The 17,522-nt window shown below is 73.1% G+C and carries 19 protein-coding genes; 3 read left to right on the plus strand and 16 right to left on the minus strand.

The genetic code is table 11. From position 1 onward, the window contains the following. The first annotated feature begins 30 nt into the window (after positions 1–30). Positions 31–1,164 carry a LacI family DNA-binding transcriptional regulator gene (locus AB0A90_RS33165; protein WP_357255662.1) on the plus strand — a complete coding sequence of 378 codons (1,134 nt, stop codon included), beginning with the start codon at positions 31–33 and terminating at the stop codon, positions 1,162–1,164. A gap of 111 nt (positions 1,165–1,275) precedes the next feature. Continuing rightward, positions 1,276–1,650: a cupin domain-containing protein gene (locus tag AB0A90_RS33170; protein ID WP_357255664.1), complete on the plus strand. Its 375-nt coding sequence runs from the start codon at positions 1,276–1,278 to the stop codon at positions 1,648–1,650. Between the two features lie 66 nt (positions 1,651–1,716). Here the strand turns inward: AB0A90_RS33170 and AB0A90_RS33175 are convergent, their stop codons facing one another. The 16 genes from AB0A90_RS33175 to AB0A90_RS33250 all read right to left on the minus strand — a co-directional run bounded on the left by AB0A90_RS33175 (position 1,717) and on the right by AB0A90_RS33250 (position 16,214). Further along, on the minus strand, positions 1,717–2,484 hold the full coding sequence (locus tag AB0A90_RS33175) for a hypothetical protein (RefSeq protein WP_357255666.1): 768 nt from the start codon (positions 2,482–2,484) through the stop codon (positions 1,717–1,719). Between the two features lie 97 nt (positions 2,485–2,581). Continuing rightward, positions 2,582–3,043: a hypothetical protein gene (locus AB0A90_RS33180; RefSeq protein ID WP_357255667.1), complete on the minus strand. Its 462-nt coding sequence runs from the start codon at positions 3,041–3,043 to the stop codon at positions 2,582–2,584. Continuing rightward, positions 3,040–3,969 (minus strand): hypothetical protein, encoded by a 930-nt coding sequence (locus AB0A90_RS33185; RefSeq protein WP_357255668.1) that lies wholly within the window; start codon positions 3,967–3,969, stop codon positions 3,040–3,042. The genes AB0A90_RS33180 and AB0A90_RS33185 overlap by 4 nt, the downstream gene beginning before the upstream one ends. After that, positions 3,966–4,481: a phage tail protein gene (locus tag AB0A90_RS33190; RefSeq protein WP_357255670.1), complete on the minus strand. Its 516-nt coding sequence runs from the start codon at positions 4,479–4,481 to the stop codon at positions 3,966–3,968. The genes AB0A90_RS33185 and AB0A90_RS33190 overlap by 4 nt, the downstream gene beginning before the upstream one ends. Beyond that, entirely contained in the window at positions 4,462–7,110 is a 2,649-nt protein-coding gene (locus AB0A90_RS33195) for a putative baseplate assembly protein (protein WP_357255672.1), read from the minus strand. The genes AB0A90_RS33190 and AB0A90_RS33195 overlap by 20 nt, the downstream gene beginning before the upstream one ends. Beyond that, positions 7,107–7,541 (minus strand): GPW/gp25 family protein, encoded by a 435-nt coding sequence (locus tag AB0A90_RS33200; protein ID WP_357255674.1) that lies wholly within the window; start codon positions 7,539–7,541, stop codon positions 7,107–7,109. The genes AB0A90_RS33195 and AB0A90_RS33200 overlap by 4 nt, the downstream gene beginning before the upstream one ends. Next, positions 7,538–7,876: a hypothetical protein gene (locus AB0A90_RS33205; protein ID WP_357255676.1), complete on the minus strand. Its 339-nt coding sequence runs from the start codon at positions 7,874–7,876 to the stop codon at positions 7,538–7,540. Before AB0A90_RS33205 ends, AB0A90_RS33200 begins: the two co-directional genes overlap by 4 nt. After that, positions 7,876–9,468 (minus strand): phage baseplate assembly protein V, encoded by a 1,593-nt coding sequence (locus tag AB0A90_RS33210; RefSeq protein WP_357255678.1) that lies wholly within the window; start codon positions 9,466–9,468, stop codon positions 7,876–7,878. Before AB0A90_RS33210 ends, AB0A90_RS33205 begins: the two co-directional genes overlap by 1 nt. Beyond that, positions 9,465–10,331, minus strand: coding sequence for a hypothetical protein (locus tag AB0A90_RS33215; RefSeq protein WP_357255680.1), 867 nt, complete (start codon positions 10,329–10,331; stop codon positions 9,465–9,467). Before AB0A90_RS33215 ends, AB0A90_RS33210 begins: the two co-directional genes overlap by 4 nt. After that, positions 10,331–11,839, minus strand: coding sequence for a hypothetical protein (locus AB0A90_RS33220; RefSeq protein WP_357255681.1), 1,509 nt, complete (start codon positions 11,837–11,839; stop codon positions 10,331–10,333). The genes AB0A90_RS33215 and AB0A90_RS33220 overlap by 1 nt, the downstream gene beginning before the upstream one ends. Continuing rightward, positions 11,814–12,296, minus strand: a complete 483-nt coding sequence (locus tag AB0A90_RS33225) for a phage tail protein (protein WP_030327509.1) — start codon at positions 12,294–12,296, stop codon at positions 11,814–11,816. The genes AB0A90_RS33220 and AB0A90_RS33225 overlap by 26 nt, the downstream gene beginning before the upstream one ends. 1 nt (position 12,297) lies before the next feature. Continuing rightward, positions 12,298–13,602, minus strand: a complete 1,305-nt coding sequence (locus AB0A90_RS33230) for a phage tail sheath subtilisin-like domain-containing protein (protein WP_357255683.1) — start codon at positions 13,600–13,602, stop codon at positions 12,298–12,300. A gap of 27 nt (positions 13,603–13,629) precedes the next feature. Continuing rightward, complete coding sequence (locus AB0A90_RS33235) at positions 13,630–14,328, minus strand: carboxypeptidase-like regulatory domain-containing protein (protein WP_357255685.1); 699 nt, start codon at positions 14,326–14,328, stop codon at positions 13,630–13,632. Beyond that, positions 14,325–14,933: a glycine zipper family protein gene (locus AB0A90_RS33240; RefSeq protein WP_357255687.1), complete on the minus strand. Its 609-nt coding sequence runs from the start codon at positions 14,931–14,933 to the stop codon at positions 14,325–14,327. Before AB0A90_RS33240 ends, AB0A90_RS33235 begins: the two co-directional genes overlap by 4 nt. A gap of 11 nt (positions 14,934–14,944) precedes the next feature. Beyond that, positions 14,945–15,280 (minus strand): hypothetical protein, encoded by a 336-nt coding sequence (locus tag AB0A90_RS33245; RefSeq protein WP_357255689.1) that lies wholly within the window; start codon positions 15,278–15,280, stop codon positions 14,945–14,947. A gap of 145 nt (positions 15,281–15,425) precedes the next feature. Then, the gene (locus AB0A90_RS33250; protein WP_357255690.1) at positions 15,426–16,214 is read right to left on the minus strand and encodes a DUF3153 domain-containing protein; all 789 of its coding nucleotides are present in this window, start codon (positions 16,212–16,214) and stop codon (positions 15,426–15,428) included. Positions 16,215–16,451: 237 nt separating this feature from the next. Between AB0A90_RS33250 and AB0A90_RS33255 the strand changes: the two genes are divergently transcribed. Beyond that, complete coding sequence (locus AB0A90_RS33255) at positions 16,452–17,432, plus strand: adenosine deaminase family protein (protein WP_357255692.1); 981 nt, start codon at positions 16,452–16,454, stop codon at positions 17,430–17,432. Positions 17,433–17,522: the final 90 nt, after the last annotated feature.

The following is a 17,522-nucleotide window of genomic DNA, read 5'->3' on the forward strand; positions in this document are numbered from 1 at the left end:
ACCGCCGCCACCTCGGACGAAGGGTCAGCCGTGCCCGTCACCATCCGGGACGTCGCCCGGGCGTCCGGTGTGCACATCTCCACCGTGTCCCGCACCTTCTCCGCCCCGCACCTGGTCAACCCGGACACCCGGGTCCGTGTGCTGACCTGCGCGGAGGACCTGGGTTACCGGCCGAACCGCGCCGCCCGAGCCCTGATCACCGGGCGGACGCACAACCTCGGGCTGATCATCGCGGACATCGCGAACCCGTACTTCCCGCCGCTGATCAAGGCGGCGGAGTCTCAGGCCCGACACCGCGACTACCACGTCTTCGTGGCCGACACCAACGAGGACCCGACCGCCGAGGAGGAGTTGGTCCACGCGCTGGCCAAGCAGGTGGACGGGGTGCTGCTGTGCAGCCCGCGGATGAGCAACAGCCTGATCGAGCAGCTCAGCCGCGAGGTGCCGATGGTGGTGGTGAACCGCCAGGTGACCGGCCTGCCCTGCGTGCTGATGGACATCGGGCAGGGCGCCCGCTCGGCGATCGAGCACCTGGTCGGCCTGGGGCACCGCGGCATCGCGCTGCTCGGCGGCCCGCGCAACTCGTGGACCAACCGGGAGATGCGCCGCGCCGCCGGTACGGCCGCCCGCGCCGGCGGCGCGGAGCTGACCGTGCTCGGCCCGAACGCGCCCACCGAGGTCGGCGGCGCCGCCGTCGCCGAGCAGGTGCGACGCAGCGGAGTGTCGGCCGTGCTCGCCTACAACGACCTGATGGCGATCGGCCTCATCGAAGGGCTGGACGCGCTCGGGGTGCGGGTGCCGCAGGAGGTGAGCGTCGTCGGGGTCGACGACATCACCCTGAGCCGGCTCACCCGCCCCAAACTGACGACGGTGGCCACACCCACCGGGGCCGCCGGCCGGACGGCCGTCGACATGCTGTTGCAACAGGGCGTCGAGTCACCACGCGGCGCGCGGGGACCCGGTGCCGGCCCGGCGCTCGGCGTCCGTCGTACCACCGCGCGGGTCATGCTCCCGACCGACCTGGTCATCCGCGACTCGACCGGTCCGGGGCCGTACGCCCGATCCGCACGTTCCCTGGCCGTACCGGACGGCCCGGACCCGCACTGCCCCGCAGGTCAGCGCATCCCGACCGGCGCGACGGATCACCCCAGCTCACCGCACTGAAGCTCCCTCGTTCGGCATCCTCGCCCCCGACCTGTCGGCGGCCCCTTATCCTCGAGCCGACATGCCAACCGGAGCGGGTGCCGTCGGTACGACGGCGTACAGGGGGCCGTGATGAGCGGAGAGGATCGACCGGAGGGCATCAGTCCGACGGCGGTGCAGGGGGCGCCCGGACTGTGGCGCGTCGATCTGCAGAAACACGATCTCAGCATCCCCGGACGGGAGGTCGTCCAGAGTCGGGTGGAGTTCACGCCGGACTCGCCGCCGTTCAAGCACTTCCATCCCGGCGAGGAGATCATCTGCGTTCTTCAGGGGTCTCTGGAGTACACGCTCGAAGGCCAGCCGCCGGTGGTGTGCAACGCCGGTGATGCGCTGACCGTGCCGTACGGCGTCCACCACCAGGCCCGCAACGTGGGCGACGGCATCGCTGTGGAGCTGGCCACCTACGTGGTGGAGAAGGGCAAGCCCCTCCTGACCAAGGTGGAGTGACCGGCCGCCGCGCCACCTCGTCGATCATGGAGTTGGCGGCACGACACGCCGGGGTGGGCGTTGGGATCACCGGGGTGGGCGTCGGGCCGGCAGGGCGGCCGTCACCCGGATGGCCTTCACGATCGCCGGGATCGACCCGATCAGCAGCACCAGCCCCCAGATGATCGCGATCACCGCGAAGACCAGTGCCGCCACGTCGTCGACGATGCTGACCAGGATCACCGGCACCAGGTGGTGCAGGAACTCCAGGACGACAGTGCACAGCAGGGTGGTGAAGATCAGCAGGACGAGGCCCTTGTTCTGCAGGAAGCGCGGCTGGGCCAGCACCAACAGCCCGGCCCACACCAGCTTGAGCAGCAGCACCAGCCCCAGCAGCAGCGCCGCCTCGCCGACCGGGAAGAACCCCCACAGCGCCAGGTACGCGATCGTCCCGAACGGGACCGCCAGAAACAGCGACACCATGATGGACAGCTCCACGAACGCGATGACCAGCGCGACCAGTCCGACGATGATCAGGATGATCGAGAAGATCAGGCTGGCGACGCCCTGCACCCGGCCCTGGACGCGTTCGGGCAGCAGCATGCCCAGGCAGAACAGCCCGGTGCTCCAGACCGCCACCGCGTCGATCAACGCCAGATAGCCGGTGCCCCGGCCGGATGGCTCACTGACCCCGGACACGTCGTCGAGATCCACCTCCAGCGCGCCGGCGCTGTCGGCGAGGGCCGCGCCGGCGTCGGCGCCGCCCAGCAGCAGCCCGGCGCCCAGCTCCACACCGATCGCCAGGACGATGGCGAGCATCGCCAGCAGCAGGAACGGCTTGCGCAGGTCACCCACGGCGGCACCTTCCTCTCAGCTCAACACGTGGCCGCGACGATCAGGATCAACAGTGGCCGCGACGATCAGGGTCAGGACCCGACCGGGACGATCCGGGTCAGGACGTGGCCACGACGACCGTGCAACCACCGAGGCCGGGGCAGATCAGGCCCACCTCGGTGGCCTCGTCGACAGCGACCTTCGCCACCGCGCCGGTGCCGTCGGGCGCCGGCTCGACCTCGTCGCGGATGGTGAGGTCGGCGTCGCCGGGCGCCGGCGCGACGACCGTGAACCGTGCCGCGCTGCGCAGCACCAGGGTGCGCAGCCCACCCGGATCGGCGACCCGCACCACGCACCTGCCGGAGAACGTCAACCGGCCCGTCTGGTCGGCGCAGTCGGCGTCGACCGTGGCCGGATCCACCGCCGCGCGCTCCCCGCCCAGCACGCCCAGCCGGTCGACCAACCCGTGCCGGGCACCCGGATCACCCCGGTCGTCGCCGCCCACGCCGACCGCGACCACGAACAGCGCCACGAGCAGCACGGCGAGCAGCCCCAGCAGCGCCTTCTGCCGGCCACTCATCGCGCGGCGGCCGGTGCGACGACCTCGCTGAACCGGATCAGGTCGACACCCGCGAAGTAGCGGTTGGTGCCCTGCGTCTTGCCCACCACCAGCAGCGTGACCTGGTGTGCCCCCTTGCTGAGCTGGACGGTGCCGACGTCCAGGAACTCCGTCTTCTGCGTCGTCGGCGTGAAGCCGAGGAACGTGCCGCCGACCTGGTTGCCGTCGATGGTGAAGACGGTGTTGGCGTAGTCGAACGAGGTGGTGCGCACCGTCGCGAAGCGCCAGGTGCCGTCGGCCGGGATCTGCACCGTCACGGTGACCTGATCGCCGATCGCCAACCCGGTGAAGAAGAGCTGCTTGTCCCCGGACCAGGTCACCGCGCAGCAGTTGGGCTGCGCGCCCACGGCCGCCTTGGTCTTCTGCGGCGACGTGATGACCGCGGCGTCCACCAGGCTCTCCGCCTCGACGGTGACCACCCGCGGCTCGCCGGGATCCGGCGCGCCGTCGCGGGTCAGCAGGACCACCCCCACGGCCACCACCACCAGCACCAACGCCGCCGCTGCGGCGATCCACAACCAGGGAGTACGCCGAGGTGGCGCGACCGCCCGTACCTCGTAGGTGACCCGACCGCTGGACCGGGAGCTCTCCTCCGGCGCGGTGTTCGCCGAGTACGCGAACCCGGTCATGTCGTAGCGTCGAGGTGGGGTGCCCGCGGGCACGGCGAGGGTGACCAGGAACGACACCGAGCCCTGCCCCTGCACCACCCGCTGTGGCTCGGCGACGGTGAACCACGCCCGCTGGGAGCCGTCACCGGGCGCCACGTCGAACACCACCGTGTCCGGTGCGGCGCCCGGGTTGGAGACGGTGAAGGTCAGCTCGCCGCTGTTGCGCGGGTCGAGGGTGAACTGCTCGGCGGCGGCGACGACCGCCCATTCGGTGGTCATGACGACTCCTCTTCCAGGACGATCTCGACGGTGGTCGAGGCGGGTTTCTCCGCCTCGACGATGCGGGTGATCACGGCGAGTTGGCCGGCGGCGGCGGCCGGGACCCGCACCACGACGTGGAAGGGCCGTTCGGTCGGCTCGTCGATCGCGAAGCCCGGCAGACCGGTGGCCAGCTCCAGGGCCCGCCGCATGCCGTACGGGGTGCCGCGCCACCGGGCCAGCAGGGCGGCGTTGGCCACCAGGTCGCGCAGTCGTCCCACCGGCAGCGGCAGGGGCGCGTCCGGCCGGGGTGAGGCGACCACGTGGTCCATCGCCACCCAGCGGGTCAACCGCACGACCAGCCCGTCCGGCGCCCGGTACGGGTCGAACAGGGCGTCCACCTCGGCGAGGATCGCCTCGTCCGGGGCGTGCAGCCCCTCCATCACGTCCAGCAGCGCCCAGAGCACACTGCCGGGCACACAGGCCCGCTGGTAGGCGGCGGGCAGCAGCCGTTCAATCGCCGAACGTCGCATCCTGGCGCACCACCTCGATGTCGTGCTCGCCGGAGCAGAGCAGCCAGGTATCCGGGACGGTCACCACGTCGGCGGTGGCCTGGTTGGCGCTGGGCGTCCAGTCCACCGCGTTGGCGCTGCGGTGCACGCCGCGTTCGCCGCCGGCCAGGAGCAGCCGCTCCGCCGGGCCGCCCGCTCCGCCGCCGGCGGGGCCGCCGCCCGTCGCACCGCCCACCGCGATGGCGTCCACCGGCACGAACCGGGTCCGGTCGCGCAGCGGCAACCCGCAGTTGACCGACACCGACTGCCACTGCGGCTGCGCGCCCAGGGTGTCCAGCCGCAGCACCCCGCCGCTCTGCGTCGCCGCAACCGCGAGCTGGCCGGCGAACGCCAGGTCGCGGCACGTGCCGCCGACCCAGCCGGACTGCACCGGCTGCCACTTCACGTCGGACTCGAACAACCGGGTGCGGTGGCAACCCTGTCCCGGCTTCTTCGGGTCCGGCTCGCCCGCGCCGCTCCACAGCAGGGTCGCCGGGCCGTCGTACTGCACGGCGAGCACCCGGTTGTCCACGTTGGCCAGGCCCACGTGCGTGAAGCTGCCCGGTCGGCCGCCGGCGGTCGACAGGTACACCCCGAAGCTGGCCTGCGCGGCCACCGCCACCCCCGGCGCGCCCCGCTCCGAGACGAACGCGCGCACCGCGTAGAACCCCCGGTCGGCGTCGGACGGGTCGACCAGGATCTGCAACGGCACCGCCCCGGGCAGCAACGACACCTCGTACAGGCCGGTGTCGGTGGCCACCAGGAGCGCGCCCGCGCCGTCGCGGTCCAGCCAGGCCACGTCGGAGATCCGCGCGTCCAGGTCGGTGAGCAGCGACCAGGTCTCGCCCAGGTCGGTGCTCAGGTGCACCCGGGAGCCGCCGGACGACCGCAGCGTCACCACGGCCACCGAGCCGGGGCGCGCGACGATGCCCGGCCGCACCGGCGCGGGAGCGGGCGCCACCCGCAGCACCGTCTCGTCGTCGAACCGGCCGGCCGGCTCCCAGCCCGCGCCGCCGTTGCTGGAGCGGAACAGCACCGGGCCGCGCCCGGCGTACCAGGTGCGCGGCTGGTACTGGTCGACGGCGAGGGCGCGTACCCCCGCGTCGGGGGCCTCGTCGACCACGAACCGGACCGACTCGACGTAGCGCACACCGGGCTCGGCGTGCTCCAGCAGTCGGTACACGTTCGACGCCCGCAGCGGCTCACCGAACGGCCAGCCGGTCGGGTTGAGCGGGGTCGGCAGCGGACTCAACGTCTGGTGCAGCCGGTCGTGGATCCGGCGGCGTACCGCGTCCACGTCCTCCTCCCGGCGGACCACCACCCGGGCCCGGACCGACACCGCCTTGAACCGGGCCCAGGTGGCCCGGGACCGGATGCCGACCATCCGGCGTTCCTCCAGGTCCGCCTCCACCCGGCGACGCGCCTCGGGCACCTCGTGCTCGCGCAGCACGGTCACCGGCAACCGGCCACCGGGGCGGGCCGTCGGCGGCACGTACGGCACCAGCACCACCTCGACCTCACCGGGCCGGGCGAAGCTGTACACCGCCGCGCGGGTGAACGCCCGCGCCCGTGCCACCGCCCCGGAGCTGGTGGCGAGGACCTCGAAGTCGCGGGCGGTGACCGCCCGTTGCTGGGCGAAGAACTCGTACGGGCCGCGCAGCAGCACCGACTCCAACGCCTCCACCTCCCGGCCGCCGGCCGCCGGGGCGGGGTTGTCCACGCGTACCCCGGGCAGCGGGTCGCGCAGGCTGGTCAGCGTGCCCGCCGCCACGTTGCCGGTGGGGCCGCCGCCGGCGCGGTACCAGAGCCGGACCTGCCGCCCGGCCGGCGGCACCGCCGCCACCGTCACCGGCGCCGGGCCGGGTGGTGCGGGGTCGCCGGGCGCGGCCGGCGGTCGCAGGTCCAGGGCCGGGGCGAAGGTGACGGTGCCCGAGCAACGGTCCACCAGGTACGCCTTGGCCTGCGGGCCGAGCCCGGCGAAGCTGTCCACCGGCCGCCAGATCTCGAACGTACGGCCGTCGTGCTCCCGGGCCGCCGCGCCCAACTCCACGGTGCCGGCCGGCACCTCCACGCCGAGCAGCAGGTCCAGCGTCTCGGCGGTGTGCGCCAACGGCGCGTGCGCGGCCCGCAGCACCTGCCCCGGCTGGCCGGTGCCCACGCCGAGCAACTCCGCCTCGACGAGTTCGCAGTGGTGCATCCGCACCGTCACCGACGTCTCGTCGGCGGGCAGCAGCGTCGGCTCGGTGGTGACGAAGACGACCGGCCGGGGATCCGCGCCGCGCGCCGCCGCGACCCGCAGACCCGCCGGGATCCGGATGGCCGCCCGGTCGCTGCCGCTGCGGGTGAACCGGACGTCCGCCCAGGCCGCGGTGGGTGCGTGCCGGGTGACCCCGAGCAGGTTCAGAAACGAGACGTACGCCTTGTCCGGCAACTGGTTCAACCGGTAGATCATCACCTCGGTCAGGTGGGCGAACGCCTCCACCAGGGCCATCCCGGGGTCGTGCGCCGACAGGTCGGTCCACGCCGGGCAGGACTGCCGGATCCGTTCCCGGGCCTCGGTGACGAGGTCGAGGAAACCGCGATCGTCCAGGTGCGGCACGGGCAACGTCATGACGGTCCTCCCTGCGCGGGTTCGTCGGCGGGAAGCAGGTCCACGGACAGGACCAGCTGCCCGGGCGTCAGGCTGGCGCGCACCCGGTAGTCCAGCCGGATCACCAGCCGCCACGCGTCGTCCGGATCCGGCCCGGCGTCCACGTCGATCACCTCGACCCGTGGCTCCCACCGGGCGATGGCCTGCCGGACGTAGTGGATGGCCAGGCCGGCCGTGGTGTCGTCGTTGGGCGCGAAGACGAGTCGGTGCAACCGGGACCCGTACCCGGGTCGCATCAGCCGCTCGCCCGGCGTGGTCGACAGGAGCAGGAACAGCGCCTGCCGTACGCTCTCGTCGCCCTCGGTCATCGCCAGGCCGCCGGCCGCGGTGAGTGCCAGGCCGCCTCCGCGCCCGGCGTCGAAGCCGGCCCCGACGAAGCGGAAGGCCCTCACCGGTCCGCCCCGAGGAACCCCTGACCCGGGTCACGCACCGTGTGGTGGACCAGCCCCGGTGGGGTGCCGTCGGTGAACCCCTCCAGGTGCGACAGCACCACCCGGTGCCCGTCGACCCGCAGCCAGTCGCTGTAGCCGACCCGCACGCTGAGGGTCTTGCCGCACGGCTTGATCGTCGGGCCGTAGTTGGGACAGGCCGTGATGTCGCGCCCCTGCGGGTCGTCGTCGACAAGCACAGGTACGCCGGTGACGGTCACCCACTGCTGCGAGGGTCGGTTCTCGACGCGGCCGTCGTGATCGCAGGTGATCACGGAGTCACGGTGGATCCAGCGCATCAGCCGCCTCCTTCGTGGTGGGCGCGGGCAAGCGTTCGGGCCTGCCGCGCCGCGGTGGTCGGGTCCTCGGTCGACTCGGCGCGCAGGAAGTCCACGCTGCGGGCGCGGACCACCATGGCCCGGCCGGGCGCGGAGATCACCAGGTCGGATGCCGCGTGCAGCGTGGCCAGGTCGGGGGTCAGTTCCAGATAGCTGCCGTCCTCGGTGCCCAGCCGCAGGCTGCGCCGCACGTCGTCGACGACGATCGACTGCCCGCCGGCGGTGCGCAGCGTCCAGCGCCGCGCCTTCCCGTCGTCGATGCCCGCGTCGTACGGCTCGACGGCGCCGAACAGCGAACCGAGCACGATCCCCGAGGCCGGCTCGCCACCGGGCAGCACCACCAGCACGCTGTCGTCCGGATCCGGCAGCGCCACCAGTCCCTTGCCCCGCCCCGCGCCGGGGCAGAGCACGGCGAGCCAGCCGGCGTCCAGGTCCCCGTACGCCGGCAGGGTCAGCCGGACCCGGCCCAACCCGTCGGGGTCGGCGACGTCGGTGACCGTGCCCAGGGTGACGACCGCACCGCCGGCCGGGGTCGGTGGGGCGACCGGCGGCACGGTGGAGAACCGGGTCAGGTGTCCGTTGCCGTCCACGGTGTGCACCACCTCGGTCAGCACGTACGCCCCGGCGACCGGCTCGGGCACACCGCTCAGGTCGATCCGTCGGCCCGGTCGCAGCGCCGGATCACCCTCGGCCACCCCCTCGGCGGTGACCAGCGTGGCCCCGCGGGTGTCCAGTCGCGCCTGGGCCAGCGCCGCCAACTCGTCGTCGCTGCGCCCCGGCTGGTCGACGGCGGTGCGAACCCCGTCGGCACCCACGTCGGCCGGGTCCGGTCGGTCGTACGCCGGCCGGCCACACCGTGCCTCGTCGGCCTGCTGGCTGATCACCTCGGCCCGCTGCGGGTGCCAGCCCAACGCGGCACTGGCACCGCTGGCCTGGTCGGCGTTCGTGGACAGGCGCAGGGTGTGCACGTCCGCGCCGAGGGTCAGCGCGACCGGCTCCCCGTAGCCCGCGAGGGTGACCAACCGGACCCCGTCACCGTCGGCGGCCAGGTGCAGCCCGGCCCGGCCGGCCACCTCGCACAGCAACTCCAGATCACTGTGCCGGTGCTGCGACAGCCGGTCCAACCGGGGCCCGTCGACCTCGGCGGTCACCTCGAGCCCCACCGCGCCGCACAGTTCCCGGGCCAGGTCGACGGCGGTCACCGAGGTGAACACCCGCAACCCCTGCCGCTTGCGCAGCCGGTGCAGCCGGTCGTACGCCCGCAGCCGCAGCACCGCCGTACCGTCGGCGGCGTACTCGACCTCCACGGCGGTGACCTCCCCGCTGAACAGGGCGTCGGCGTGGTCGGCGAGTCGGATGTCGAGCGCCGTGCCGGGGCGTACCGCCGGGTCGAACGCGCCGACGCCGACGGAGGTGGCGAGCACGAGCTCCGCCTGCGTGGGCTGGTCCAGCCGTGCCGCCACCCGCAGCGAGCGGATCCGCTGACGAACCGCGCCGGTCAGCTCGGCGCCGTCGAGCAGGACGAGCAAGGCCCGGGGCGCGACGCTTGTCACGGCGTACCCCCGGGGTTGCCGCGCCCGTCGGAGGCGACAGCTGCGGTGCTGCCGGGGCCGGTGCTCAGCGCGCCGGCCACCGCCTGCGCCATCCCGGCCAGCACACCGGCGACCGTCGATCCGCTTCCCGGGACGCCGCCGGCGCGGACGCCGGCCGCGGGGGGCACGGCGAGCGTGGTGCCGGCCGGTACGGCGAGGGGGTCGGTGATCCGGTTGTGCTCGGCCAGCAGGCGCCAGCGCAGCGGCGAGCCGAGCGCGTCGTTGGCCAGCAGGTCGAAGCGCACACCGGAACGGCCCGGCTCGGCCGCGCCGTCGCCGGCGGCGATCACCGCGCTGCCCGGCGCGGCGGTCGGGGTGCTGGCCGCGGCCAACTCCTCGGCGAATCCCGCCTCGGCCTGGTCGGCCGTCTCGGCGGCGCGGACCAGCTTCAGCCGCAGCCAGGAACGCCGGGGCGAGCCGGTGCCGGTGAACGCGTCGAACCGCTCCGCCACCGCGATGATCACACCGGGCACGTTCCAGGTCTTTCCCCACACCAGCCGGACCAGCGGCGGACGCAGCCAGCCATGCTCGGCGGCCGAGTTCTCCGCGAGCATCCACAGGGGACGGGTGAGCACCCGTACGTCGGCCGGACGGGTCGGCGCCTGGACGAAGTCGACGTCGAAGAGCAGGTCGAGCACCAGTTCGGTCCGGCCGCCGCCGGTGAAGACCAGCGGGTCGTCGGCCAGCCCGGACCCGGTGAGCTGCCCGTCGCCGGCACCCCGCTGGCGTACGCCGGCGAGCCGGGTCACCTGCACCGTCTCCGGATTCAGCAGGCAGTCGACGCGCTCGCCGGAGGAGTCGATGAGGAAGGCGACGCGTTCCATCAGCCACCCGCCTGTTCCCGGTCCAGCCGGGTCAGCTGAGCGTTGTCCAGCGCCGTACCGGCGACCGTCCACAGCGCGGTGTCGTCGGGCAGCGCCGGCCACCTGTCGAACGCCGTCGCGTCGGCGGCGCTCTCCAGCCCTTGCGCACCCGGATCGCGGCGCGCCGAGCCGATCCAGGCCACACCGGCGGCCGGACCGTAGCGGGCTACGGAGCGCTGACCATCCCGATCACCAACCTGCTGCCCCGACCGTGCCCGCTCGTCGGGCAGGGCCGGCCAGAGACCGCCGCCAGCCGTCGTCCCACCGCTGGCTGCCGCCCCACCGTGGGCTACCGCCCCACCGTCAGCCGTCCCGCCGACGGCTGATCGCCCGTCCCGAGCTGCCGCCCGGTCCGGCCTCGCCCCGCCGACATCGGCGGAGTCGGTTGTAGACCTTGGAAGGAAAGTGCCCCTGGAGGGGCCGAAATCTTCCAAGATCTCGGCAGGGTAGGTGCGGAGGCGAGGATTGGCCGGGGTGGTTGGCTCTCCGAGTCGGGGCCGCTCCTTCGTGTCGGTGGCCGGAATGTCATCCGGCGCCGGTCCTGGCGCCGCGCCCCGTCGGGCTGTGCGCAGGCGCCAAGCGTCCAGCAGCCGGCCTGGCGAACGTCGGCCCGCACCCGGTGTGAGGGGCGCGTTGGCGATCACTGCGACGGCGGAGGCATCGTTGCCGCCCCGGGGCCTGGTGCCACCCATCCGTGGGCCGCCGGACCTGTCGTCTGCCCTCGACGCGCCCGTCGACCCGGTCGCGCCCGTCGACCGCGACCCGTCCGGCCTTGCCACCCCGCTCACCGCCTCCGGCCCGTTGACGCCGTACGCCACGTCCACCGTGCCGTCGTGCCCGACCGTGCCGTCGTCACCCACCGTGCCCGGTGTGGCAAACGCCGGGCGGTCACGCCGGTAGGAGTGCGCGTCCGGGTCCGGGCCGCTCACGCTGGCTCCGCGGCCGTGCCCACCACCCGTGCCGGGCGCATGACGGTCCACCATGCCAGGGGCACGACGACCCGCCGGGTCATCAGGCAACCAGGCATCCTCCCCGGCGGCCCGAGGTGGTCGCGTCACCGCGGTCCACCGGTCCGGTCCGCCGCTATCGACTCGATCGCCGAAGCCGAAGCCGGAGTCGGAGCCGGAGCCGGAGCCGGAGCCGCCGGTCGGGTCATCGCGCCCCTCCGTCGGTGCGGCGGCGGGCCGGTCGAGGTCCAGGTCGTGCAGCAGGCCGGGCGCGTGGGCGGCGACCAGGTCCAGCCAGTGCTGCGGTGGCTCCCCGAAGCGGCGCGGTGGAGCCCCGGACGTCTCCGGCGACGGCTGTGGCGCCCGGTGCTCGGCGGGCGTCGGGTCCTCGGCGGGTGGCCGATGCCCGGCGGGCGCACGGTCCTCGGCGGGCTCGACCCGCCCGGCGAGGCGCTGCACCGCCCCGGCAGCCGAGCGCAGCCGGCCGGCCAGCCAGCTACGCGGGTGTCGGCGCGGTGGCACCGCCGGTCTCCAGCTCCAGACCCTCGTAGCGCAGGGTCAACGAGGCGATGGCGATCTCGTGGCTGAGGGTGTTGAGGTGCGCGCCACGCCACCGGGTGGGCCAGGCGTCGATCAGGTTCCACCGCAGCACCTCGGCGGTCCCTACCGAGTCGAGCAGCACCACGGAGACGTTGCGGCGGTTGAGGGTGCCCTGCGCGGTGGCGTTCACCCAGTCCCACAGCTCGCGCGAGGCGGTGAGGCCGAAGTGCAGCGTCACCGGCTCGTACTCGGCCTGGCCGGGCACCATCCGCATCCGGCCCAGGCCGTGCTCCCGGTACGGCTGGCCGGGGATGTTCACCTCCAGCCCGGTCATCTCGGTGAAGTGGCCGTTGGTGACGCCGTTGATGAGCAGCCGGAAGTTGTACGCCCGGTACGGGTCGACCGGGGCGCCGGGCTGCGGGGTGGCTGTGGTGGGCATGTCAGCCTCCGATCGTCTCGGTCTCGGTGCCGCCGGCCCACTGGCTCAGCTTGAACACCACGAACTCGGCGGGCTTGACGACCGCGATGCCGATGTGGGCGATCACCATGCCCGCGTCGCGGACGTCGACCGGGTTGGTCTCCTCGTCGCACTTGACGAAGAACGCCTCCTCCGGGCTGCGCCCGAGCAGTGCGCCGTCGCGCCACACCCGGGTGAGGAACGCCCCGATGTCGCGGCGGATCGAGCGCCAGAGGGTGAAGTCGTTGGGTTCGAAGACCATCCACCGGGTGCCGTTGGCGATGGCCTGTTCGATGGCGATGCTGAGTCGCCGGACGTTGAGGTAGCGCCACTCGCTGGCTTCGGCGGCGAGCGTACGGGCGCCCCAGACCCGGATGCCCTCACCGGCGAAGTAGCGGATCACGTTGACGCCCTTGGGGTTGAGCACGTCGTGCTCCGGCCGGGTGACCAGGTAGCCCAGGTCGACGGCACCCCGCACCGGCTCGTTGGCCGGTGCCTTGTGCACTCCACGCAGGGCGTCGGTGCGGGCCCAGATGCCGGCCAGGTGCCCGCTCGGCGGGGTCAGTTCCAGCTCGCCGCTGATCGGGTCGCGCACGCGCAGCCAGGGGTAGTAGAAGGCGCCGAACTCGGACTGCCGGGGCCGGTACGCCGCCCCCTCGTGCCCGCCCGAGCCACCCGGCTGGGCAGACCCGCCGCCGGAACCGGCCGACCCGCCGCCGGAACCGGCCGAGCCGCCGCCGCCGGGACCGGCCGGGCCGCCGCCCGTACCCTCGGCGGGTTTGGGGGGTTTGCCGGTGGACGGCGTCGCGACCCGGGTCAGCGCGGCGATGTCGTCGATGTCCGGTGCCGGGTCGCAGATGGCGACCATGGTGCGGGTCCGCTCGGCCATGCTGAGCAGCGCCTCGTGCGACACCACGTCGTGGAAACCGGGTGCGGCGATGATGGAGATCTCGTCGATGGCCTCCAGCAGTTGCAGGCCACCGCGTCGCTGCCCGGTGCCGGTGATCGCGCCGCCCTCGCCGACGTTCACCACCCAGCAGCGGGCGCCCCCGTTGTCCAGGAAGCCGAAGACCGCTCGGGCCAGCGGGGTGCTCTCCACCCGGTCTCCGTCGGCGAAGAGCCGCAGGAACTCCGTCCAGTTGTTGACCGGCACCGCCCGACCCAGGTGGGCGTCGTGGTTCGGGGCGAGTCCGACGAAGGCGGCGATGCTGGTGCTCGCCGGGCCGATCGGTCGGGCGCCGCTGGGGACCTCCTCGACATAGATGCCGGGGGAGAAGTAGCTGGGCATCGATCCTCCTGTGCGGGTGGGCGGGCGTCAGTGGGTCGGTGGCGCGCAGACGATGACGAGGTCGGGTTCGCCGGGGTCGACGTCGGCGGTGAGGACGAGCCCACGCCCGGTCAGCCGCAGCCGGGCCGGGCTCGGGTGTTCGGGGTCGTGCGGGACGCCGACGAGGTGGAACCGCCCGTCGGTGTCGGTGCGGGTGGCGGACCCGGTGGCCGACAGCTCGACCCGCATCGCGGCGAGGGGTTGGTCCTCGGGGCCGACCACCCGGCCGGTGAGAGTGTGTACCTCCAGGTGCCGCAGCCGCAGCGGTTGCAGCACCGGGGGCGCGGCCGGGGTCGGGTGGTCGACCTGGGCGGGTACGTCGATCAGCAGCGCCGGGCGCGGCGCGGCGCCGAACGCCGCCCACAGTGGCGGATCGCCGGCCTCCAGGACGACCGGGTAGCTGCCCTCGCGGGTCGCGACGGTGAGCACCCGGTCCAGCCGGGGCAACCCGGCCGGCCCGGTCACGCAGAGCAGGTAGCGGACCGTGAACCGGTACGGTTCGCGGACCACGCCGCTGGAGCGGGTCTGCCGGGCCGGGCGCAGCTCCAGCGGCCAGAGGGTGAGCCCGGCGGCGTCGCCGCCGGTGCGGGGCGGGCCGACCGGGACGGGTTCCCCCGCGGCACTGGTCAGCCAGGCGGCCAACTCGGCGGTGGCCGTCTCGATCGGTCCGCGCCCGTCGGTGGTCATCGCGGCGGCGTCCCCTGGATCCGGTACGCGATGGCCTCGTTCCACACGTGCGGGTAGACGCCGATCTCGAAGTACCTGGTGAACCGGTTGATCGGGGCGTTGGTGTGGTCGTGGTAGAGCAACCACACCGGGGCGATGGTGAACAGCACGTAGTTTGCCAGCACCAGCGGGATGTAGAGCGGGCCGAGCAGGCGACCCTGGAAGATGTGCACGTCCTCGTGCCGTTGGATGCCCGAGCTGGAGCCGGCGCAGACGGTGCCGATGGTGGTGGCGTAGCGGGGCGAGACCCCCTCCACCACGCTGACCCGGCCGCTGCCCGACGAGGTGGGTCGGTCCAGTGAGTGCCCGAAGACCAGGTGCACGGTCAGGTAGATGGCGCCGACGACCGTGTTGAGCAGACTCCAGGTGTGGTCGACGACGAAGAGGAAGATGCCGCGGGCGTCCGCCGCGTACACCCCGGCGGAGGCCACCGCCCAGCCGAACACCGCGCCGACCAGCAGGCCCACGACGGCGCCGACCAGAAGTCCGATCGAGCCGCCGGCGAGGAAGCCGAACAGGGCGCCGAGGATGACCTGGATCGCCGCGCTGAGAATTCCGAAGACCATGACGGTACCCCTCAGACCCAGGAGCGGAAGATCTTGGGCTCGCGACCGCTCGCGAGTTGGGTCGGCGTCGCCTGCCGGTTGCCGGGCGGGAACTGGCTGACGCCGAGCGCGGCGGAGAAGATGACGAGCGCGTTGAAGAACGCGATGATCCACTTCTCGCCACCGACCTCATCCGCGAACGCCGCGGTGAGGTAGGACAGCAGGAGCGCGATGGCGATGGCGATCCACTTGCGGAGCTTGTCGCCACTGGGGCCGATCAGCCCGCCGATGACGTTGGTGGCCAGGAGGGTGGCGGCGCTCGCGCCGGCGATGGTGCCCAGGGCTGCCCAGGTGAAGAGATCGTTCATGACGATCCCCCTTTTCTGCGATGGTGCGACCGGGATGTGGTGGTGGTGAGGTCCGGTGCTGCCGAGTGGGAGCACCGGGGCCGGTCGCCGTCGTCTCGGGGCGGCCGGGGCCGGGCGTGGCCGGCAGAGCCGGCCACCGGGTGGATCAACCGGGCCCCGGCGCGCCGGCGGGCGGGCCCGGCGGTGTCGGTCCGGGCGAGGTCGGTCCGGGGGCGTCCGGCGCCGTCGGCCGCCGGCGTCGCAGCAGGAGTACGCCCACCGCGGCGAGCAGCAGCAGCAGGAGTACGCCGCCGACGATCAGCGGCCAGCCGATCCCGCCGTCGTCACCGGCGGCAACCGGTGAGGTGGACGGTCGAGGTGGCGCCTCGGCGACCGCGCGCAGCTCGATCGGCTTGTCCTGGTTGGGTTCGACCTTCCAGCTGACCGAGCGGCCGTTGACGGTGCCGTTGCTGTCGATCACCCGGCCGGGAAATGCCACCGAGATCTCGAACGACATCAGCTTGAGGAACGCCTGCTGTTGCTGCGGATTCTGCTGCGCTACCTTTCCGCCGTATTTCGACGGATCGAGCGGCAACGTGAAACGGTACAAGTCGCCGTCCCGGACCAGTTTTACGCTCTCCGTGTCGAAACCTGCCAGCGGCGCCTTGCGATAACTGATCTGGGCGCCGAAGAGTTTGTCGTCCTCGTACCGGGTCTCTTCGCCCGCCGGCAGGGCCGGAATGTTCTGCCGTAGCTCCGCGAAGGCTGCCGGGATGTTCTTGTTTCGCGAGGTCAGCAGAGACTTCTCGGCGGTCAGCAGCAACTGCCCGTCGACCGTGTCGTCGGCGTTCACGGTGAGCCCCATGTTGAGTTGCATGCAGCCACTCAACGCCGCCACCAGAAGAAGACACACCGCGACGCGGAGTGCCTTACCGCGGTTGACTCTCCTGTTCATGGGCTCAGTGTGTGTGATCCATTTCACCATCGGCAGTCAGCGATCAGTCACAAGGCAGTCGCCGATTGTACCGACGCACTGTCATATGTGACCGAGGTGAATCGGGGCGGAATTGACTACCCTGGAGCTTTGGGCCGAGAACAGTTTTCCGGTGGTGATCCCCCGCCTGGGGGAGGCCAGCCGGGTCGGGGTGGGACAGGCTGGGCGCACCCGTTCAGCCCACCCCCGAGGATCGCGATGACGCCGGCTCAGCGCCACACCCCGAAGATCGAACTGCACGTCCACCTGGAGGGGACGGTCCGTCCGGCGCTGCTCGCCGCGCTGGCCCACGGCCATCGCCTCCCGGTGCCGGCCGAGACGTCCGGACGGTTCGACGACCTGTACGACTTCATCACCACCTGGAACGCGATGACCACGGTGCTGCGGACGCCGCAGGACTACCAGCGGGCACTGCTGGCGTACGCCGCGGAGGCCGCCCGCGACGGCGCGGTCCACCTGGAACCGATCGTGGACGCCGACCAGCGGCTCGGGTTGTCCGGTTGGGCCGACCTGCTCGCCGCCCTGGTCGACGCGGCGGCCGAGGCCCGCGAGTCGTACGGGGTGTCGATCGGGTTGACCCCGCAGGTCTGCCGGGGTCACGACGTCGACTTCACCGAGAGCGCGGCCCGCATCGCCACCCGGTTCGCCGGGCAGGGGGTGGTCGGCTTCGGACTGTCCGGTGCCGAGGGGCGGTACCCGACCACGCCGTACCGCCGGATGGTGGAGCTGGCCCGCGACGGCGGCCTGCCGTTCGTGCCGCACGCGGGCGAGGCGGCCGGGCCGGAGGCGGTCCGCGAGGTGCTGGCGATGGGTGCGGTCCGGATCCGGCACGGGGTGCGGGCCGTGGAGGACCCGGAGCTGGTCGCCGAGTTGGCCGCGCGGGGCGTCGTGTTGGACGTGACGCCCACCTCCAACCTGCGCCTCGGCGTGGCCCGCGAGGACCGTCCGCATCCGTTGACCGTGCTGACCGACGCCGGGGTCGCCTGCTCGGTGTCCACCGACGACCCGGCCATCTTCGACATCACCCTGGCCGACGAGTACGCCTTCGCCGCCCAGCTCGGGGTGACCGCCGCGACCGCCTACGCCGCGGGCCTGCGCGGCCTGCTCGGGGACGCCGCCGACCGCGCGCGACTGGTGGCGGTGGGGGAGCAGGCGTACCGGGGCGGTTCACCCGCCTAGGCAGTGTCTTCAAAGGATCATGGTGTCGGATGATGTAGGGCGTGAGTCGTCGCTACGAGTTGTCTGACGTCGAGTGGGATGCGCTATCGC

This window comes from Micromonospora sp. NPDC049204 (assembly GCF_040647935.1).
Taxonomy (GTDB): Bacteria; Actinomycetota; Actinomycetes; order Mycobacteriales; family Micromonosporaceae; genus Micromonospora.

Bases quoted from the DNA above. Each gene is read 5' to 3' on its own strand.
- AB0A90_RS33170 (WP_357255664.1), top strand. From the start codon at position 1,276: ATGAGCGGAGAGGATCGACCGGAGGGCATCAGTCCGACGGCGGTGCAG.
- AB0A90_RS33180 (WP_357255667.1), bottom strand. From the start codon at position 3,043: ATGAGTGGCCGGCAGAAGGCGCTGCTGGGGCTGCTCGCCGTGCTGCTC.
- AB0A90_RS33185 (WP_357255668.1), bottom strand. From the start codon at position 3,969: ATGACCACCGAATGGGCGGTCGTCGCCGCCGCCGAGCAGTTCACCCTC.
- AB0A90_RS33190 (WP_357255670.1), bottom strand. From the start codon at position 4,481: ATGCGACGTTCGGCGATTGAACGGCTGCTGCCCGCCGCCTACCAGCGG.
- AB0A90_RS33195 (WP_357255672.1), bottom strand. From the start codon at position 7,110: ATGACGTTGCCCGTGCCGCACCTGGACGATCGCGGTTTCCTCGACCTC.
- AB0A90_RS33205 (WP_357255676.1), bottom strand. From the start codon at position 7,876: ATGCGCTGGATCCACCGTGACTCCGTGATCACCTGCGATCACGACGGC.
- AB0A90_RS33215 (WP_357255680.1), bottom strand. From the start codon at position 10,331: ATGGAACGCGTCGCCTTCCTCATCGACTCCTCCGGCGAGCGCGTCGAC.
- AB0A90_RS33225 (WP_030327509.1), bottom strand. From the start codon at position 12,296: ATGCCCACCACAGCCACCCCGCAGCCCGGCGCCCCGGTCGACCCGTAC.
- AB0A90_RS33230 (WP_357255683.1), bottom strand. From the start codon at position 13,602: ATGCCCAGCTACTTCTCCCCCGGCATCTATGTCGAGGAGGTCCCCAGC.
- AB0A90_RS33235 (WP_357255685.1), bottom strand. From the start codon at position 14,328: ATGACCACCGACGGGCGCGGACCGATCGAGACGGCCACCGCCGAGTTG.
- AB0A90_RS33240 (WP_357255687.1), bottom strand. From the start codon at position 14,933: ATGGTCTTCGGAATTCTCAGCGCGGCGATCCAGGTCATCCTCGGCGCC.
- AB0A90_RS33245 (WP_357255689.1), bottom strand. From the start codon at position 15,280: ATGAACGATCTCTTCACCTGGGCAGCCCTGGGCACCATCGCCGGCGCG.
- AB0A90_RS33250 (WP_357255690.1), bottom strand. From the start codon at position 16,214: ATGAACAGGAGAGTCAACCGCGGTAAGGCACTCCGCGTCGCGGTGTGT.
- AB0A90_RS33255 (WP_357255692.1), top strand. From the start codon at position 16,452: ATGACGCCGGCTCAGCGCCACACCCCGAAGATCGAACTGCACGTCCAC.